Annotated in this window: 17 protein-coding genes and 1 other RNA gene; 11 read left to right on the forward strand and 7 right to left on the reverse strand. The window is 60.5% G+C overall.

Features of this window, described 5'->3' with window-relative positions:
- Positions 1 to 29: 29 nt before the first annotated feature.
- A complete protein-coding gene (locus tag CNQ84_RS05980; protein WP_096003988.1) occupies positions 30 to 488 on the reverse strand; it encodes a Z-ring associated ZapG family protein in 459 nt (152 codons plus the stop codon).
- A gap of 310 nt (positions 489 to 798) precedes the next feature.
- On the opposite strand from CNQ84_RS05980, the gene CNQ84_RS05985 reads away from it, so the two are divergent.
- Positions 799 to 1,431: an alpha/beta hydrolase gene (locus CNQ84_RS05985; protein ID WP_096003989.1), complete on the forward strand. Its 633-nt coding sequence runs from the start codon at positions 799 to 801 to the stop codon at positions 1,429 to 1,431.
- Positions 1,432 to 1,495: 64 nt separating this feature from the next.
- The gene (zapE, locus tag CNQ84_RS05990) at positions 1,496 to 2,587 is read left to right on the forward strand and encodes a cell division protein ZapE (RefSeq protein ID WP_096003990.1); all 1,092 of its coding nucleotides are present in this window, start codon (positions 1,496 to 1,498) and stop codon (positions 2,585 to 2,587) included.
- A gap of 9 nt (positions 2,588 to 2,596) precedes the next feature.
- On the opposite strand, the gene CNQ84_RS05995 is transcribed toward zapE, so the two are convergent.
- Positions 2,597 to 3,604: a GlxA family transcriptional regulator gene (locus CNQ84_RS05995; RefSeq protein ID WP_096003991.1), complete on the reverse strand. Its 1,008-nt coding sequence runs from the start codon at positions 3,602 to 3,604 to the stop codon at positions 2,597 to 2,599.
- A 127-nt stretch (positions 3,605 to 3,731) separates the two neighbouring features.
- Positions 3,732 to 4,772 carry an NADP(H)-dependent aldo-keto reductase gene (locus CNQ84_RS06000; RefSeq protein ID WP_096003992.1) on the reverse strand — a complete coding sequence of 347 codons (1,041 nt, stop codon included), beginning with the start codon at positions 4,770 to 4,772 and terminating at the stop codon, positions 3,732 to 3,734.
- A gap of 377 nt (positions 4,773 to 5,149) precedes the next feature.
- Here CNQ84_RS06000 and rplM point away from each other — a divergent pair, with 377 nt between their 5' ends.
- From rplM to CNQ84_RS06035, 7 genes are all read left to right on the forward strand, one after another.
- On the forward strand, positions 5,150 to 5,578 hold the full coding sequence (gene rplM / locus CNQ84_RS06005) for a 50S ribosomal protein L13 (RefSeq protein WP_083729423.1): 429 nt from the start codon (positions 5,150 to 5,152) through the stop codon (positions 5,576 to 5,578).
- Between the two features lie 10 nt (positions 5,579 to 5,588).
- Entirely contained in the window at positions 5,589 to 5,981 is a 393-nt protein-coding gene (rpsI, locus tag CNQ84_RS06010; RefSeq protein WP_083729421.1) for a 30S ribosomal protein S9, read from the forward strand.
- Between the two features lie 264 nt (positions 5,982 to 6,245).
- Positions 6,246 to 6,839, forward strand: coding sequence for a ubiquinol-cytochrome c reductase iron-sulfur subunit (petA, locus tag CNQ84_RS06015; protein WP_096003993.1), 594 nt, complete (start codon positions 6,246 to 6,248; stop codon positions 6,837 to 6,839).
- Positions 6,839 to 8,062, forward strand: coding sequence for a cytochrome b (locus CNQ84_RS06020; RefSeq protein WP_096003994.1), 1,224 nt, complete (start codon positions 6,839 to 6,841; stop codon positions 8,060 to 8,062). The genes petA and CNQ84_RS06020 overlap by 1 nt, the downstream gene beginning before the upstream one ends.
- On the forward strand, positions 8,062 to 8,850 hold the full coding sequence (locus tag CNQ84_RS06025) for a cytochrome c1 (RefSeq protein WP_096003995.1): 789 nt from the start codon (positions 8,062 to 8,064) through the stop codon (positions 8,848 to 8,850). The genes CNQ84_RS06020 and CNQ84_RS06025 overlap by 1 nt, the downstream gene beginning before the upstream one ends.
- Before the next feature lie 159 nt (positions 8,851 to 9,009).
- Positions 9,010 to 9,639 carry a glutathione S-transferase N-terminal domain-containing protein gene (locus tag CNQ84_RS06030; protein WP_096003996.1) on the forward strand — a complete coding sequence of 210 codons (630 nt, stop codon included), beginning with the start codon at positions 9,010 to 9,012 and terminating at the stop codon, positions 9,637 to 9,639.
- A 38-nt stretch (positions 9,640 to 9,677) separates the two neighbouring features.
- On the forward strand, positions 9,678 to 10,079 hold the full coding sequence (locus tag CNQ84_RS06035; RefSeq protein WP_096004047.1) for a ClpXP protease specificity-enhancing factor: 402 nt from the start codon (positions 9,678 to 9,680) through the stop codon (positions 10,077 to 10,079).
- Positions 10,080 to 10,155: 76 nt separating this feature from the next.
- On the opposite strand, the gene CNQ84_RS06040 is transcribed toward CNQ84_RS06035, so the two are convergent.
- The 4 genes from CNQ84_RS06040 to CNQ84_RS06055 are packed head-to-tail and all read right to left on the reverse strand — an operon-like array spanning position 10,156 to position 13,521.
- Positions 10,156 to 10,722 (reverse strand): BON domain-containing protein, encoded by a 567-nt coding sequence (locus tag CNQ84_RS06040; protein WP_096003997.1) that lies wholly within the window; start codon positions 10,720 to 10,722, stop codon positions 10,156 to 10,158.
- Positions 10,719 to 11,312 carry a phosphoheptose isomerase gene (locus CNQ84_RS06045; protein WP_083728279.1) on the reverse strand — a complete coding sequence of 198 codons (594 nt, stop codon included), beginning with the start codon at positions 11,310 to 11,312 and terminating at the stop codon, positions 10,719 to 10,721. Before CNQ84_RS06045 ends, CNQ84_RS06040 begins: the two co-directional genes overlap by 4 nt.
- A gap of 11 nt (positions 11,313 to 11,323) precedes the next feature.
- The gene (locus CNQ84_RS06050) at positions 11,324 to 11,689 is read right to left on the reverse strand and encodes a YraN family protein (RefSeq protein WP_174704246.1); all 366 of its coding nucleotides are present in this window, start codon (positions 11,687 to 11,689) and stop codon (positions 11,324 to 11,326) included.
- An 8-nt stretch (positions 11,690 to 11,697) separates the two neighbouring features.
- Positions 11,698 to 13,521: a penicillin-binding protein activator gene (locus tag CNQ84_RS06055; RefSeq protein ID WP_096003999.1), complete on the reverse strand. Its 1,824-nt coding sequence runs from the start codon at positions 13,519 to 13,521 to the stop codon at positions 11,698 to 11,700.
- A gap of 141 nt (positions 13,522 to 13,662) precedes the next feature.
- Here CNQ84_RS06055 and rsmI point away from each other — a divergent pair, with 141 nt between their 5' ends.
- Both rsmI and rnpB read left to right on the forward strand, forming a co-directional pair.
- Entirely contained in the window at positions 13,663 to 14,520 is an 858-nt protein-coding gene (rsmI, locus tag CNQ84_RS06060) for a 16S rRNA (cytidine(1402)-2'-O)-methyltransferase (RefSeq protein ID WP_096004000.1), read from the forward strand.
- A 33-nt stretch (positions 14,521 to 14,553) separates the two neighbouring features.
- Positions 14,554 to 14,910, forward strand: an RNA gene (gene rnpB / locus CNQ84_RS06065) — RNase P RNA component class A.
- Positions 14,911 to 15,056 lie beyond the last annotated feature (146 nt).

A 15,056-nucleotide genomic window follows, 5' to 3' on the forward strand; every position in this document is an offset into this window, starting at 1 on the left:
CGCGTCGGATCAGGACACGGGCCGTTGCATCAGGATTTGCGCTTGATGCCGAAGTCCTCGGACAAGGTGCCCGGGCCGTTGGCTTCTTTGGGGGCGTAGTCGCGCGGCGGCTCCAGCGAGTCGAACGCAGGGTCCTTGCGGTTGCGATTCTCGCTGACGGTGCCGGCTTCCTGATCCAGGGCGGCCAGCAGGCGTTGCCGGGTCATATCGTCCGGGGCCAGCTCCATTGCACCGTGGGTCAGGTGCTCCTGAATATCCTGGTAGCTGCGGTTCAGGCGACTGGCCAGGGTGGCAGTCGTCTTGAAGTGCGTGGCCACTTCCTGTTGATACTCTTCAAAGCGCAGCTGCAGGCTCTCGAGCTGGGCCTGGGTGCTGCCGCTGGTGCCGCCGCTGACGCGACGTGACACCTGGGCCAGTACGATGCCGATAACAATTCCGACTGCCAGCGCGACGGCTGTTGCAATCCACAGGTTTTCGCTTGCTTCCACCTTGGGTCCCTCATCTATCGGTTGGTGCGTTCAGGTCAGTGCACCTTGCCTTGGCTTACGGTAAACAGTTTTAGCTGGCAAGGCCAGCAGGCCGTTGAAATTCTGCCTGGGTTGGTGCGTTGCAAAACCGGTCGGTAAAGCTGGTTTGGCCCGGCAGGCGTGCCGCCTCGCTCAGCCTGAACAGCGGTATCACTGCCAGCTTGTCAGGGCAAAGACGCAAAGGCCAGAATACGGGTTTGGAGTGTTGCGCCTTCGGCAGGTTCCGCTGGTGCGACGCCCGGTCACGCACTGTAGTCACGGAGTATCCCGAATGAGTCGAGCTGGCGAGCAAAACCTGATGATCGATGGCCCGGCGGGGCCGTTGGAGGCTGTGCTGACCGAGGGTGAGCGTGAAGGCGTACTGGCGGTCATCTGTCACCCCAATCCGATCCAGGGTGGCACCATGCAGAACAAGGTGGTGCACACGCTGATGCGCGCGGCTCGCGACCTGGGCGCCAGTACCTTGCGTTTCAACTTCCGTGGAGTCGGGGCCAGTGCCGGGGAGCACGATTACGGCAATGGTGAAGTAGATGACTGCCTGGTTGTAGTTGATTGGGCGCAGAACACCCTCGCCGTCCGCGAGCTCTGGCTGCTGGGTTTCTCTTTTGGCGGCTACGTTGCAGCCGCTGCAGCCTCGCGCCTGGATCAGTGGCCGCAGCGTCTGGTGCTGGTGGCGCCTTCGGTGGAAAAGCAGGCTTTTCATTTACTCAAACCGCTGGCCGGCCCGGTCAGCGTGATGATGGGCGAGGCCGACGATGTGGTTGCGCCGCAGGCCGTTTACGCGGCCTTTGCCGACGAACAGGACGCCGAGGTGGTTCGCTTTGCCGACACCGGCCACTTCTTCCACGGCAAGCTGGTGCCGCTGAAGGCCGAGGTGGAGCGGGTTCTGGCTGCAGAGGCTTGATTGCCAAGGGGCGGTGCTGGCGTTAGAGTATTGCCCCCCGTTTGCCCCTATTGGTGTCTCGCGCATGTCTCCCCTGGAACGATACAAGGCGGACCTCCAGCGTCCCGATTTCTTTCATGATCCTGCCCAGGAACGGGCGGTCAGGCACCTGCAGCGTCTGTACGACGAGCTGATTGCCAGCGACCAGACCCGGCCAGGCCTGCTTGATCGTCTGCGCAAGCGCAAGCCGGAGCCGATCAAGGGGCTGTATTTCTGGGGTGGCGTGGGCCGCGGCAAGACCTACCTGGTCGACACTTTCTATGACGCCTTGCCGTTTGACCGCAAGATGCGTACGCACTTCCACCGCTTCATGCAGCGCGTGCACCACGAGCTGAAAGGTCTCAAGGGGCAGAAGAACCCACTCAAGCTGATTGCCGAGCGCTTTGCCGGCGAGGCGCGGGTGATCTGTTTCGACGAATTTTTCGTTTCTGATATTACCGATGCGATGATTCTGGGCAGCCTGATGGAAGAGCTGTTTGCCCAGGGCGTGACCCTGGTGGCGACCTCCAACATCGTGCCCGACGGGCTCTACAAGGACGGCCTGCAACGCGCGCGTTTCCTGCCGGCGATTGCGCTGCTGAACAGCTGTACCGAAGTGGTCAATGTGGATAACGGCGTGGATTACCGCCTGCGCGCCTTGGAGCAGGCCGAGCTGTACCACTACCCGCTCGACTGTGAAGCAGATGCCAGCCTGCGGCGCAGCTTTGAAAGTCTGGTGCCTGACCTGGCCAGCGTCAGTGAAAACGAAGCCTTGATTGTCGAGAACCGTCCCATCCAGTCGCTGCGCGTCTGTGAGGATGTGGCCTGGTTCGAGTTTCGGGCCCTGTGCGACGGTCCGCGTAGCCAGAACGACTATATCGAGCTGGGGCGCGTGTTCCATGCGGTGCTGATCGCTAATGTCGAGCAGATGAACGTGGCCAAGGATGATATGGCGCGGCGCTTTATCAACCTGGTGGACGAATTTTACGACCGCAACGTCAAGTTGATCATCTCGGCGGAGGTGCCGCTCAAGGATCTCTACGCCGGCGGGCGACTGGAGTTTGAATTCCAGCGCACCCTGAGCCGTCTGCTGGAAATGCAGTCCCACGAGTTTCTGGCGCGGCCGCACAAACCCTGAGCGGGGCGCTCAGTCTGCCGATGCGCGGCCGCTTTGCAGATGCGAGCGGCGAAAGGCGTTGGGCGACAGCCCGGTGTGCTGGCGAAACAGGCGTGCGAAGAAGCTGGCATCGTCATAGCCGATGTCGTAGCTGATGGTCTTGATGCTCTGGTTGCCGGTCACCAGCAGGGTCTTGGCCATCTCGATCCGCAGTCGCTGCAGGTAGTGCAGGGGCTTGTCTCCGGTGGCCTGATGGAAGCGGCGCATGAAGTTGCGAATACTCATGCCGTGACGGCTGGCCACATCCTCAAAGCGAAACTTCTCCGCAAAATGCTGTTCCAGCCACTGCTGGATCTGCAGTATCGCCATGTCCTGATGCATCTTCTGGCCGCCAAAGCCGATGACGCCGGGGGTATAGCTGCGCTGTACCTCGTAGAACACGTCCCGCGCCAGGGTGCGTGACACCTCCGGACTGCACAGACGCTCTGCCAGATGCACGAACAGATCCCGGCCCGAGCTGATGCCGGCAGCGCACAGTGACTGGCCGGCATCGGTCAGGTGCTTGTCGCGGCGCAGGTCCACGGCGGGAAAGCGCCGGGCAAACTCGTCGTGGAAGCGCCAGTAGGTTGTGGCCTCCTTGCCGTCCAGCAGGCCGGCGGCAGCCAGCCAGAACGCGCCGGTTGCCACGGCGCCGATCAGCACGCCGCGCTGATATTGCTGCTGGAGCCACGGAATCAGGTGCGGGTAGCTTTGCTGCAGGCTGTCAAAGTCGGCCCAGAACGATGGCAGGATAATCAGCTGTGGCTCAACCTCATCGATGCTGGCCTGAGCGATGATCGGGTCACCACTGAAACTGGTTACCGGCTTGCCGTCGGTTGAAACGATCAAGGTCTCGAAACCGGGCGCCAGCCCCAGCCCCTGCTGCCGCCCGGTATTCAGGCTGGCCATATAAAAGAAGTCCTTGGCCTGGGTCAGGGTGGAGGAGATGGTGTGGTCGGTGGCGAGAATCGCGACCTGGCGCAGGGAGCTGTTGGACATGTTGTTATCTTTATGGGGTAGAACGGACAAAACTGGCCGAAATGGCGTGTTGCAGTGTCTATCGGTCGCCACGGCGGGTCAAGTGTTGTGGCGCAGGGCGCCCGTGAGGGGCGCCCGGAGGGATGATTCAGGGGGCAGGGTTGGGCTGGCTCTGGTGGATTTCGGCGATGGCTTTGAGCACGCTGTCGGTCAGGCCCATGTTGATGCTGCTCAGGTTGCGATTGAGCTGGTCCATGTTGGTCGCACCGATGATATTGCTGGTGACAAAGGGCTGGCGGGTGACAAAGGCCAGCGCCATCTGTGCCGGGTCCATGCCGTGATCGCGGGCCAGTTGCACGTAGCGCCCGCAGGCCTTCTGGGCCTGCGGGTTGCTGTAGCGAACGAAGCGCTCGAACAGCGTCAGGCGTGCCTTTTCCGGGCGCAGGCCGTTAAGGTACTTGCCGGTAAGGGCGCCAAACGCCAGGGGCGAATAGGCCAGTAGGCCAATGTTCTCGCGCATCGACATCTCTGCCAGGCCTACCTCGTAGGTGCGGTTGAGCAGGTTGTAGGGGTTCTGAATCGACGCCATGCGCGGCCAGCCGCGGCTGTCGGCCAGGTGCAGAAAGCGGCTGACTCCCCACGGCGTCTCGTTGGATAGCCCGATGTGCCGCACCTTGCCCGCCTTGACCAGTCCGTCCAGCGCCTCCAGGGTATCTTCGAAAGAGGTCAGTTCATCGTCCGGGTTGTGGCGGTAGCCCAGTTGCCCGAAGAAGTTGGTCTCACGGTCAGGCCAGTGCAACTGATACAAGTCGATGTAGTCGGTTTGCAGGCGTTTGAGGCTGCCCTCGATGGCGTCGTTGATGTGCGTCTTGGTGAAGCGGGTACGACCGCCGCGCAGATAGCTCAAGCCGTTACCCGGGCCCGCTATCTTGCTGGCCAGGATCCACTTGTCGCGCTCGCCGCGCTGAGCAAAGAAGTTGCCGATGATGGTTTCGGTGGCCCCGTAGGTGTCGCCCTTGGGCGGCACCGGATACATTTCGGCCGTGTCGATGAAGTTGACCCCGGCATCGCGGGCGCGGTCAATCTGGGCGAAGGCTTCCTGCTGCGTGTTCTGTTCACCCCAGGTCATGGTGCCGAGGCAGAGGGCACTGACCTTGAGGTTGCTGCGGCCGAGAGGGCGGTATTGCATTGGGTGCTCCTTGGGTTGCCTTGGGATGCTTGCTTATCTGGACTGGTGTTTTGCGCGATTGTTCTGTTGTTGGAGGGGGAACGCCGACATGCAGCTGATTTTGCGCCCTGCGCTGGCGTATTGGAATAGTGTCTGGCTCGGGAGGCAGGATCGCGGTGCGAGGTGAAATAAAGGTTGAATTTTTTCAGCCGATTGGCATAATGCCGCGCACTCTCGACAGGATGCCTAGCCTGTCGTTGTTGTTACAGCACAGATGCCACCCAGACCCACGCAGCCCCCACTGAGTGTCTGTTCTAGGCTTTGTTGTCTTGTAAAAACACATTTCGTTCTGTAAGATTCGCCGTCTTCTATAAAGGCGGCCTCTGAGGCTAGGATTGATGAAAACTTTCAGCGCAAAACCTGAAACCGTAAAACGCGACTGGTACGTCGTGGATGCCGAAGGCCTGACCCTGGGTCGCCTGGCTACCGAAGTTGCCTCGCGTCTGCGCGGTAAGCACAAGCCCGAATACACCCCGCACGTTGACACCGGTGACTACATCGTCATTATCAATGCCGAGAAAGTTCATGTAACCGGTAACAAGGTTCAGGACAAGATCTACTACAGCCACTCCGGTTTCCCGGGCGGCATCAAGTCGATCAACTTTGAAAAGCTGATCCAGCGCGCTCCTGAGCGTGTGATCGAATCTGCCGTCAAAGGCATGTTGCCGAAGAACCCCCTGGGTCGTGCAATGTATCGCAAGATGAAGGTGTATAAAGGCACCGCTCATCCGCATGCTGCACAACAGCCCCAAGAACTGAAGATCTAAGGAGTTCACCATGTCGGCGACACAAAACTACGGCACTGGCCGTCGTAAAACTGCCACCGCTCGCGTATTCCTGCGTCCGGGTTCTGGCAACATCTCCATCAACAATCGCAGCCTGGAGAACTTCTTCGGTCGCGAGACGGCTCGCATGGTTGTTCGTCAGCCGCTTGAGCTGACCGAGAGCACCGAGAAGTTCGACGTGTACGTCACTGTCAGCGGTGGTGGTATCTCCGGTCAGGCCGGCGCCATCCGTCACGGTATCACCCGTGCCCTGATGGAGTACGACGAGACTCTGCGCAGCGAGCTGCGTAAAGCGGGCTATGTTACCCGTGACGCTCGTGAAGTTGAGCGTAAGAAAGTGGGTCTGCGTAAAGCGCGTAAGCGTCCGCAATACTCCAAGCGTTAATCGTAGATTGCGCTGCAAAACGCCCGGGCTCCGGAAGGAGTGCCGGGCGTTTTCGTGTCTGCGGCAAGATGTCGCGTCGACTATTCTTGTTTGCAAGTCCCTGAGTGGCGGGGAATTCGGTATAGTGTCGGCCTTCTTGGGAATGGGATATCACCTTGTCAAAAAAGGGGTTTTTCATTACCATCTGATTCATTTTGTGCAGGCTGTTCAACTTTGAAAAGGCCTTGTAAAAAGGTCAGAAATTAGCTGATGGGAGACGACTGGATGAGTAATGACGGCGTGAATAATGGCCGGCGTCGCTTCCTGGTGGCAGCCACGAGTGTGGTCGGTGCCGCCGGAGCAGTGGGGGCAGCAACCCCCTTTGTGGGGGCTTGGTTCCCCAGCGCCCGAGCCAAGGCGGCTGGTGCGCCGGTGAAGGTAAATATCAGCAAGATCGAGCTGGGGCAGCAGATCGTAGTGGAATGGCGCGGACAGCCCGTGTTCGTCTCCCACCGCTCGCCCGAAGCTATCGCTCTGCTGGATGAGACCGACTCTATCGTGGCGGACCCGCAATCTGCTGCTTCCAACCAGCCGGAGTACGTGGACGGCAAAACCCGCGCCATCAAGCCGGAGTTTCTGGTTGTCATGGGCGTGTGCACCCACCTGGGCTGCTCTCCGCTGTTCAAGCCGGAAGTGGCTGCTGCCGACATGGGCGCTGACTGGAAAGGTGGCTACTTCTGCCCTTGCCACGGCTCCCACTACGACATGTCCGGTCGCGTCCACAAGGGGCAGCCTGCGCCTCTGAACCTGCCGGTACCGCCTTATTCTTACGAGACTGATGACGTGATCGTGATCGGCGTGGATCAGGAGAGCGCCTGATGAACAAACTGATGCAGTGGGTGAATGAGCGGATGTCCGTCACTCAGGTGATGGAAGATCACCTGACCAAATACTACGCTCCCAAGAACTTCAACTTCTTCTACTTCTTCGGCTCGCTGGCCATGCTGGTGCTGGTTAACCAGCTGGTAACCGGTATCTGGCTGACCATGAGCTACGAGCCGTCTGCCGATGGCGCGTTTGCCTCTGTCGAGTACATCATGCGTGATGTCGAGTACGGCTGGCTGCTGCGTTATCTGCACTCCACCGGCGCCTCGGCGTTCTTCGTCGTCATCTACCTGCACATGCTGCGTGGCCTGATGTACGGCTCTTACCAGAAGCCGCGTGAGCTGATCTGGCTGTTCGGTATGCTGATCTACCTGGTGCTGATGGGTGAGGCCTTCATGGGCTACCTGCTGCCCTGGGGTCAGATGTCCTACTGGGGTGCCCAGGTGATCATCTCGCTGTTCGGTGCGATTCCGTTCATTGGTCCGGATCTGGCCCAGTGGGTGCGTGGTGACTTCCTGATCTCCGGTATCACGCTGAACCGCTTCTTTGCTCTGCACGTGATTGCACTGCCGATCGTGCTGCTGGGCCTGGTTGTGCTGCACATCATTGCGCTGCACGAAGTCGGCTCCAACAACCCGGATGGTATCGATATCAAGAAGTACAAGGACGAGAATGGCAAGCCGCTGGATGGTATCGCCTTCCACCCTTACTACACCGTCAAGGATATCGTCGGCGTTGTGGTCTTCCTGTTCGTGTTCTGCTCGATCGTGTTCTTCTTCCCGGAGATGGGGGGTTATTTCCTTGAGAAGCCGAACTTTGAAATCGCCAACCAGTTGAAAACGCCTGACCACATTGCCCCGGTCTGGTACTTCACGCCGTTCTACGCGATTCTGCGTGCGGTTCCGTCCATTGCAGGCTCTGCTTTCCCGGGCGTGCTGGCGATGGGTGCGGCGATCGCGATTCTGTTTGTGTTGCCCTGGCTGGACCGTAGCCCGGTTCGTTCCATCCGTTACAAAGGCTGGATGAGCAAACTGTGGCTGGTGATCTTCTGCGTTAGCTTCGTGATTCTGGGTGTGCTGGGTGCTATCCCGTCCACACCGGTTCGCACACTGGTATCGCAGATTTGCACCGTTCTGTATTTCGCCTTCTTCATCCTGATGCCGTTCTACACCCGGATGGAGAAGACCAAACCGGTTCCGGAGAGGGTTACTGGCTAATGAAAAAACAACTGATTGCCCTGATGTTTGCGCTGGTACCGGCCTTGGCCTCGGCTGCCGGTGGCAGCGGCTACCACCTGGATGAAGCCAACATCGATCTGACCGACAAGGCTGCCCTGCAGGATGGTGCGCGCACCTTCGTCAACTACTGCATGGGTTGTCACTCGGCTCAGTACCAGCGCTATGAGCGCGTGGCGACTGATCTGGGTATCCCGGAGCAGCTGATGCTCGACAACCTAGTCTTCACCGAGGGCACCCTGATCGGTGACCACATGAAGAACGGTATGCGTGCCGAGGATGCCAAAACCTGGTTTGGCGCGGCGCCACCGGATCTGACGCTGGTAGCACGTGTACGTGGTACTGACTGGCTGTACACCTATCTGCGTACCTTCTATGAGGATCCGTCTCGCCCGTTGGGTGCCAACAACAAGGTATTCCCCAACGTGGGTATGCCTAACGTGTTGGCTGAGCTGCAGGGCCGCCAGGTGATTGGCTGCAAGGCCATGCCGGTGAAGGATGAAAGCGGCAACATCATGCGCGACACGCTGAGCGGTGAAGTGGTCAAGGACGAGCAGTGCGATGTGCTGACCGTGGTGCCGGATACCGGCACTCAGACCGAGGAAGAGTTTGATACCACCGTGCGTAATCTGGTGACCTTCCTGGCCTACTCGGCTGACCCGATCAAGCTGGAGCGTCATCGTATCGGTGTCTACGTGCTGCTGTACCTGGCCTTCCTGTTCGTGTTCGCGTACTTGCTCAAGCGCGAATACTGGCGTGATGTGCATTGATCGCCGGCATGCCTGAGTGATCGCTGCGCGCCCCTTGCGGGCGCGCAGTCGTTTCTGGGGTATAATGGCCGTTCGTGTGCGCGGGCTAGCCCGCGCTTGTTTATTTAGGGTGCCATGCAGGGCGCCTGCCGCAGTCCTTTAAAGGATGAGGGTTGAAATATGGGCGTTACCGCCAACAAGCGTTCCTCCATGGCGTTTTTCTCTGACCCGCTTGATCACTACTGCCATCGGGTCCGCATCGTGCTGGCGGAGAAGGGGGTCACTGTCGACGTGGTCGACGTAGAGTCTGGTGATTACCCTCAGGAACTGGCCGAGAACAATCCTTACAACAGTGTGCCGACACTGCTTGATCGTGATCTGGTGCTCTACGAGCCCAACATCATGATGGAATACCTGGATGAGCGTTTCCCGCATCCGCCGTTGCTGCCGGTCTACCCGGTAGCGCGGGCCAACAGCCGATTGCTGATGTATCGCGTACAGCGCGACTGGTGCCGTCTGGTCGATATTATTGTCGATCCCAAGAGCGCTAGCGCCGAGGTGACGCGTGCTCGCAAGGAGCTGCGCGAAAGTCTGACCGGTGTTGCGCCGGTGTTCGCTGAAATGCCGTTTTTCATGAGCGATGAGTTCAGTCTGGTGGACTGCTGTATCGCACCCATCTTGTGGCGTCTGCCGCAGCTCGGTGTCGAGCTGCCCAAGCAGGCCAAGCCTCTGCAGGACTATATGGAGCGGATTTTCCAGCGCGAGGGCTTTATTGCCAGCCTGTCGCCGGCTGAGCGGGACATGCAATAGTCAATCTGAACCTTTGAGGAGAGACAGGCATGACCGAGATGAACTCTAGCCGGCCCTATCTGGTGCGCGCGCTGTACGAGTGGATTCTGGATAACCAGTGCACGCCCTACCTGCTGGTCAACGCCGAATATCCCGATACCGCGGTGCCAACGGGGTTTGTCGAAGATGGGCAGATCGTGCTTAATCTGTCGCCCAGCGCGGTACGTCAACTGGACATGGACAACGATCGAATCTGCTTTGATGGTCGCTTTGGCGGCGTTGCTCAGCAGGTCTGGATTCCAGTCGGTGCGGTAATGGCCATTTATGCGCGAGAGAATGGACAGGGTATGGTCTTTGAATTGGAGCCCAGTGCGCCGCCGCCGGACGATGGTCCTGGTGATGACGATGCTGCGCCGCCCCGTCCGGAGTCAGGGCGTCCTGCATTGAAAGTGGTGAAGTGAGGCCTGCTTTGCCAACGGTAATAACACAAGAAGCCCCGCATATGCGGGGCTTCTTGTTATGGCGGGGTGCATGCTATCAGTCGAGGTATTCGAATAGCTTGACGATACGTTGTACGCCGCCGATCTGCTGGGCTTGCTGTACGGCAAGATCAGCCTCTTGATGGGTGACCAGGCCCATCAGGTAGACGACGCCGGCTTCGGTAACCACCTTGATACGGCTGCCCGGAATGGTGCCATCGGTGAGCAGGCGGGTTTTCAGGTTGGCGGTAATCAGGCCGTCCTGGTTGCGCGCCAGCAGTGACAGGCGCGGGCCGGCGGTCAGCTCGTTATGTACCACCTTGACGCGCTGGACCTGTTTGGCCGCTTCGCCTGCCCGGGCGATCAGGTCGCCACGGGGCACCTGGCCGGCAAGCAGGACGACGCCGTTGTAGCTGGTCGCGACGATGCGCCCGTCGGACTCAATGGCGGTATCGGCCTTGTTAACGTTGACCACTACTTTGGTTTCGATCAGCTGATCGTCGATGGTGCTGCCAAAGGTGCGAGTGCCGTGGTTGTCTTCGATAGGCGTGTCACGTGTGGCAGTGAGCACGCTGCTGCAACTGGCGAGCAGTAGCGACAGGGCGATAACAGGCGCTCTGATCATTCTTCGCTCCCGAACAGTTGACGGTCGATCAGGTCGCACAGGCAGTGGATAGCCAGCAGGTGGACTTCCTGGATGCGTGCGGTAGATCGCGCCGGTACGCGGATTTCGACATCTTCAGGCAGCAGCAGCGACGCCATGGCGCCGCCGTCACGCCCGGTCAGGGCGACCACCTGCATCTCGCGGTCGTGCGCGGCCTGTATGGCCTGCATCACGTTGCCGGAGTTGCCGCTGGTCGAGATGGCCAGCAAGACGTCGCCCGGCTGTCCCAGGGCGCGGATCTGCTTGGAGAACACTTCCTGGTAGCTGTAGTCGTTGGCAATCGAGGTGATGGTGGAGCTGTCGGTAGTCAGGGCGATAGCCGGCAGGCTGGGGCGCTCCCGTTCAAAGCGATTGAGCAGTTCGGAGGAGAAGTGCTGGGCGTCGCCAGCAGAGCCGCCGTTGCCGCAACTAAGAATCTTGCCCTCGCTGAGCAGGGCGTTGACCATAAGTTGGCTGGCCTGCTCGATGCTGGGGCAGAGCACCTCCATTGCGCGGGTTTTGGTTTCGATGCTGTCGGTGAACAGCTGTCTGATGCGGTGTTGCATATCCATAGGGAAACTCGCTAGCAAGTGAAAGCTTCTCGGATCCAGGTGTAGGAAGAGGGATCCGCGGGGTTGCCTTCGGCGGCAATGACGTCAAAGCGACACGGGCGGTTGGCCAGGCGGGGGTGGCTCAGCAGAAAGTGTTCGGCGGCGCGGATAACGCGCTGCTGCTTGCTGCGCCCGACGCTCTCTGCTGCACTGCCCCAGCGGCTTTGCTGCCGGTAGCGCACTTCGACAAATACTACTGTATCGCCGTCACGCATGACCAGATCAAGCTCGCCCTGACGACAGCGGTGGTTGCGCGCCAGACAGCTTAGACCGGCCTGGCGCATGATTTGTTCAGCCATGCGCTCGGCCTGATTACCGGTTTTCTGCCTGCTGGTCAGGCGCAGCATCAGAGGGCGTTGGCGCTACTGTCCGGGGCTGGCTGCAGCACGCCATTGTGGATTTCACCCCAGGACAGCTGCCGTTGGATGCGCCCATCCTGGTCGAGGGAAAGGGTGCCGGTGGCGCCTTCGATGCGGGTGTCAGGGTACTGGCGCATCTGTGGCAGTCGGGCAAAGACGCGCTGGGTGTCCACGCCCATCGCATACAGTCGTCCGAGCGCGCCACCAGCCTGCGGCCAGTTGCCTGTGACAGCGCCGTAGAGTGGATCGCTGTGATCGAGTAGCCACGGGATTTCGGCAATCAGCAGGCCTTCCAGGTCGGAGTTCTGTAGTCCGCTGGGGTCAATTTGGTAAGAGTGGGAGGTCGCATATACCGGCAGGTCGGCAGCGTACTGGAACGCCAGTGTCGGCTTGATCTGGCGTGCCTGCAGCGGTGTCGCGGCCAGGAATAGCGCATCCAGATCCTGGCGCGGGGTCGGCTGGGTCATGACGCTGCCCAGAATGCCCTTGACGCGGTTGGCACGCCGCTCGCTTTGCTGGATCTTCAGCAGTTCACCCATCTGGTTGGCGACGGCGGCGGGCTGATCGACCAGCTCCTGACCAATGATACTGCCACCCATGCCTTCCCATTCGGCAATGAAGGCGCGGTTGGCGCGCCGGCTCCAATCGTCACGGGTGCTCAGGGTGGCGACGCGACGGTGGCCGTCGGCCCAGGCGCGCTGGGCGGCAGAACGGGCTTCATCTTCCGGGGCCAGGCCGAATTGATAGAAAGTGCTACCGGCGGCCGGTTGCTCGGCGTAATTCAGTGCCAGCGTGGGTAGAGGCAGTTCCGAAGCGCTTGCCAGCTGGGCTACCTTGTCTTTCTCCAGCGGCCCGATCATCCACTGAACGCCTTCGCGCTGCGCCTGATTGAGTGCATCGACGACCTGGGTGTACTGGGTGCTGTCGTACAGGGTGACCTGCGGTTGCTCCAGGCCTTCGCTCTGAGCCTGGTACTGAGCGGCCAGAAAACCGTCGCGCAGTGCCTGAGCGGCGCCGGCCAGGGGGCCGTTGAACGGCAGCAGCAGGCCGATATGGGTTGGCCGGCTCGCATGGAGGGCCTCGATCTGTTGCACTGGCTGCGGCAGTTGGCCAGCTGCGGGGTGATTGGGGTGCTCGTCCTTCCAGGTTTGCAGTGCGCGCATCTGTAGGTCGAGGTTGCGCTCGGTACGGGTGATTAGTGCCAGTTCAAGCCAGCCTGCATAGTCACCGCTGGCGTTCTTGCTGGCTTGTTGCAGCGCGGCTGTGTCCGCAGCGCTCAGACTTTCCCAGATGGCTTGCCGGTTGCTGGCCTGGCGTCCGGCCGGCAGCAGGCCGTCGATGTATACGCGCTCTTGGGCTGCCTCGACCGGCTGGTTGTTGGCTTCCAGAATGTCGGCGCGCAGTTGTTGAATGCGTAGTTGCTCCTCAACGGGGCGCAAATCCAGCTGCTGCAGGGAGTTGTGCTGAATGGCGCGCAGTGCGCGCGGGTTGTCGCCCAGTGCCAGGGCGCTGGTTGCTTGCAGTTCGCTGAAGCGAATCTGCTGGTCAGTCGGCAGATCGCTCTGCGGGACGCGCTGCAGGATTTGCTGGGTTCGCTCGGGGTTGCCGGCATTGAGCGCTGTCTGGGCTGCGTGCAGGCGCAGCAGGTTGGCCTCGGCACCTTCGCGGCGGTCAGCGTTCTTGAGGATGTCATCGACCGAAGCCTGTGGCGTGCGTGGCAGCTCGTCGAGACTCTGCGGGGTAGAGGCGCAGCCGGCCAGTAGCGCAGACAGGGTCAGGGCGAGGGCAGACAGGCGAAGCGTGCGAGGCATGCGGAGGGTATCCTTACGTGCGGGCAAAGCAGACGGTTGGTTGGCGCTATTGTAGCCGTCGGGTTGGCCAATCTCCAAGGCGGGCGGCGACTGTCTGGCCCCTGCTGTACAATGCGTCACAAATCAGCCTCAGGAATCGCCATGACCATCGCTGCCGGCACCTTGTTTGTGGTTGCCACGCCCATCGGTAATCTGCAAGACCTGACACCCCGCGCGCTGCAGGTGCTGCGGGATGTCAGCCTGATCGCTGCGGAGGATACTCGCCACAGTGCGCGCCTCATGCAGCACTTTGGTATTGCTACCCCCATGACGGCCTGTCATGACCACAATGAACGTGAAAAGGGGTTGCGGTTGGTCGAGCGGCTGCTGGCGGGAGATGACATCGCCCTGATCTCCGATGCCGGCACGCCGTTGATTTCGGATCCGGGGTTTCATCTGGTGCGTCAGGCGCGCGAGGCGGGAGTGAAGGTGTCGCCGGTGCCGGGCGCCTGTGCCCTGATCGCCGCGCTGAGTGCTGCCGGCATGCCGTCTGACCGCTTTGCCTTTGAGGGCTTTCTGCCGGCCAAGGCGCACGGTCGCCAGCAGCGCCTGCAGGCTTTGCTGGCAGAGCCGCGTACCTGGCTGGTGTATGAGGCGCCGCATAGGCTGCTTGAGTGCCTTAGAGACATGCAGCAGGTGCTGGGGTCGCAGCGGCGGGTGCTGCTGGCCCGCGAGCTGACCAAGACCTTTGAAACCCTGCACGCGGCGCCGCTGGACGAGCTGGTCGCTTGGGTGGCGGCGGATGCAGACCAGCAGCGCGGCGAGTGCGTGCTGGTGGTGGAGGGTGCGCCGGAGCCGGAGGCTGACGAGGTGAGTGCCCAGGCCCTGCGTGTGCTGGATCTCCTGCTGGCCGAGCTGCCAGTCAAGCGTGCCGCCAGGCTGGCTGCAGACATCACTGGGGTGCGCAAGAACCTGTTGTATCAGGTGGCGCTTGAGCGTGGTGATGGCACGGCGCGTTGACGGGCGCGGCGCCTGCCGCTACTCTTGCCGCCGAGAGTTGGCCGGGCAGTCGCTGTGGTGGTGCGCAAGCACTGTCATGGAGGAAAGTCCGGGCTCCAAAGGGTAGAGTGCCAGGTAACGCCTGGGAGGCGTGAGCCTACGGAAAGTGCAGCAGAAAGCAAACCGCCTAAGCGCGCAAGCGCCGGTAAGGGTGAAAAGGTGCGGTAAGAGCGCACCGCGCAGCTGGCAACAGTCTGTGGCGTGGTAAACCCCACTCGGAGCAAGACCAAATAGGAATCCGTTGGTGTGACCCGCACTGGATTCGGGTAGGTTGCTAGAGGTCGTCAGTGATGGCGATCCCAGAGGAATGACTGTCCTCGACAGAACCCGGCTTACAGGCCAACTCTTAATTTCTTTCCTGTGTGACATCCTTCGCTTTTAGAGCAAAAAAATCTTATTCCTCACAATTCACTTTAAGTTGTGGGGCGATCTTTTTGCTTTGGCTGTTTTTTGTCCTCTTCCATATACCTACTTTGCATCCCGATTCCCGGTAAATA

The organism is Pseudomonas abyssi, from assembly GCF_002307495.1.
Lineage (GTDB): Bacteria > Pseudomonadota > Gammaproteobacteria > Pseudomonadales > Pseudomonadaceae > Halopseudomonas > Halopseudomonas abyssi.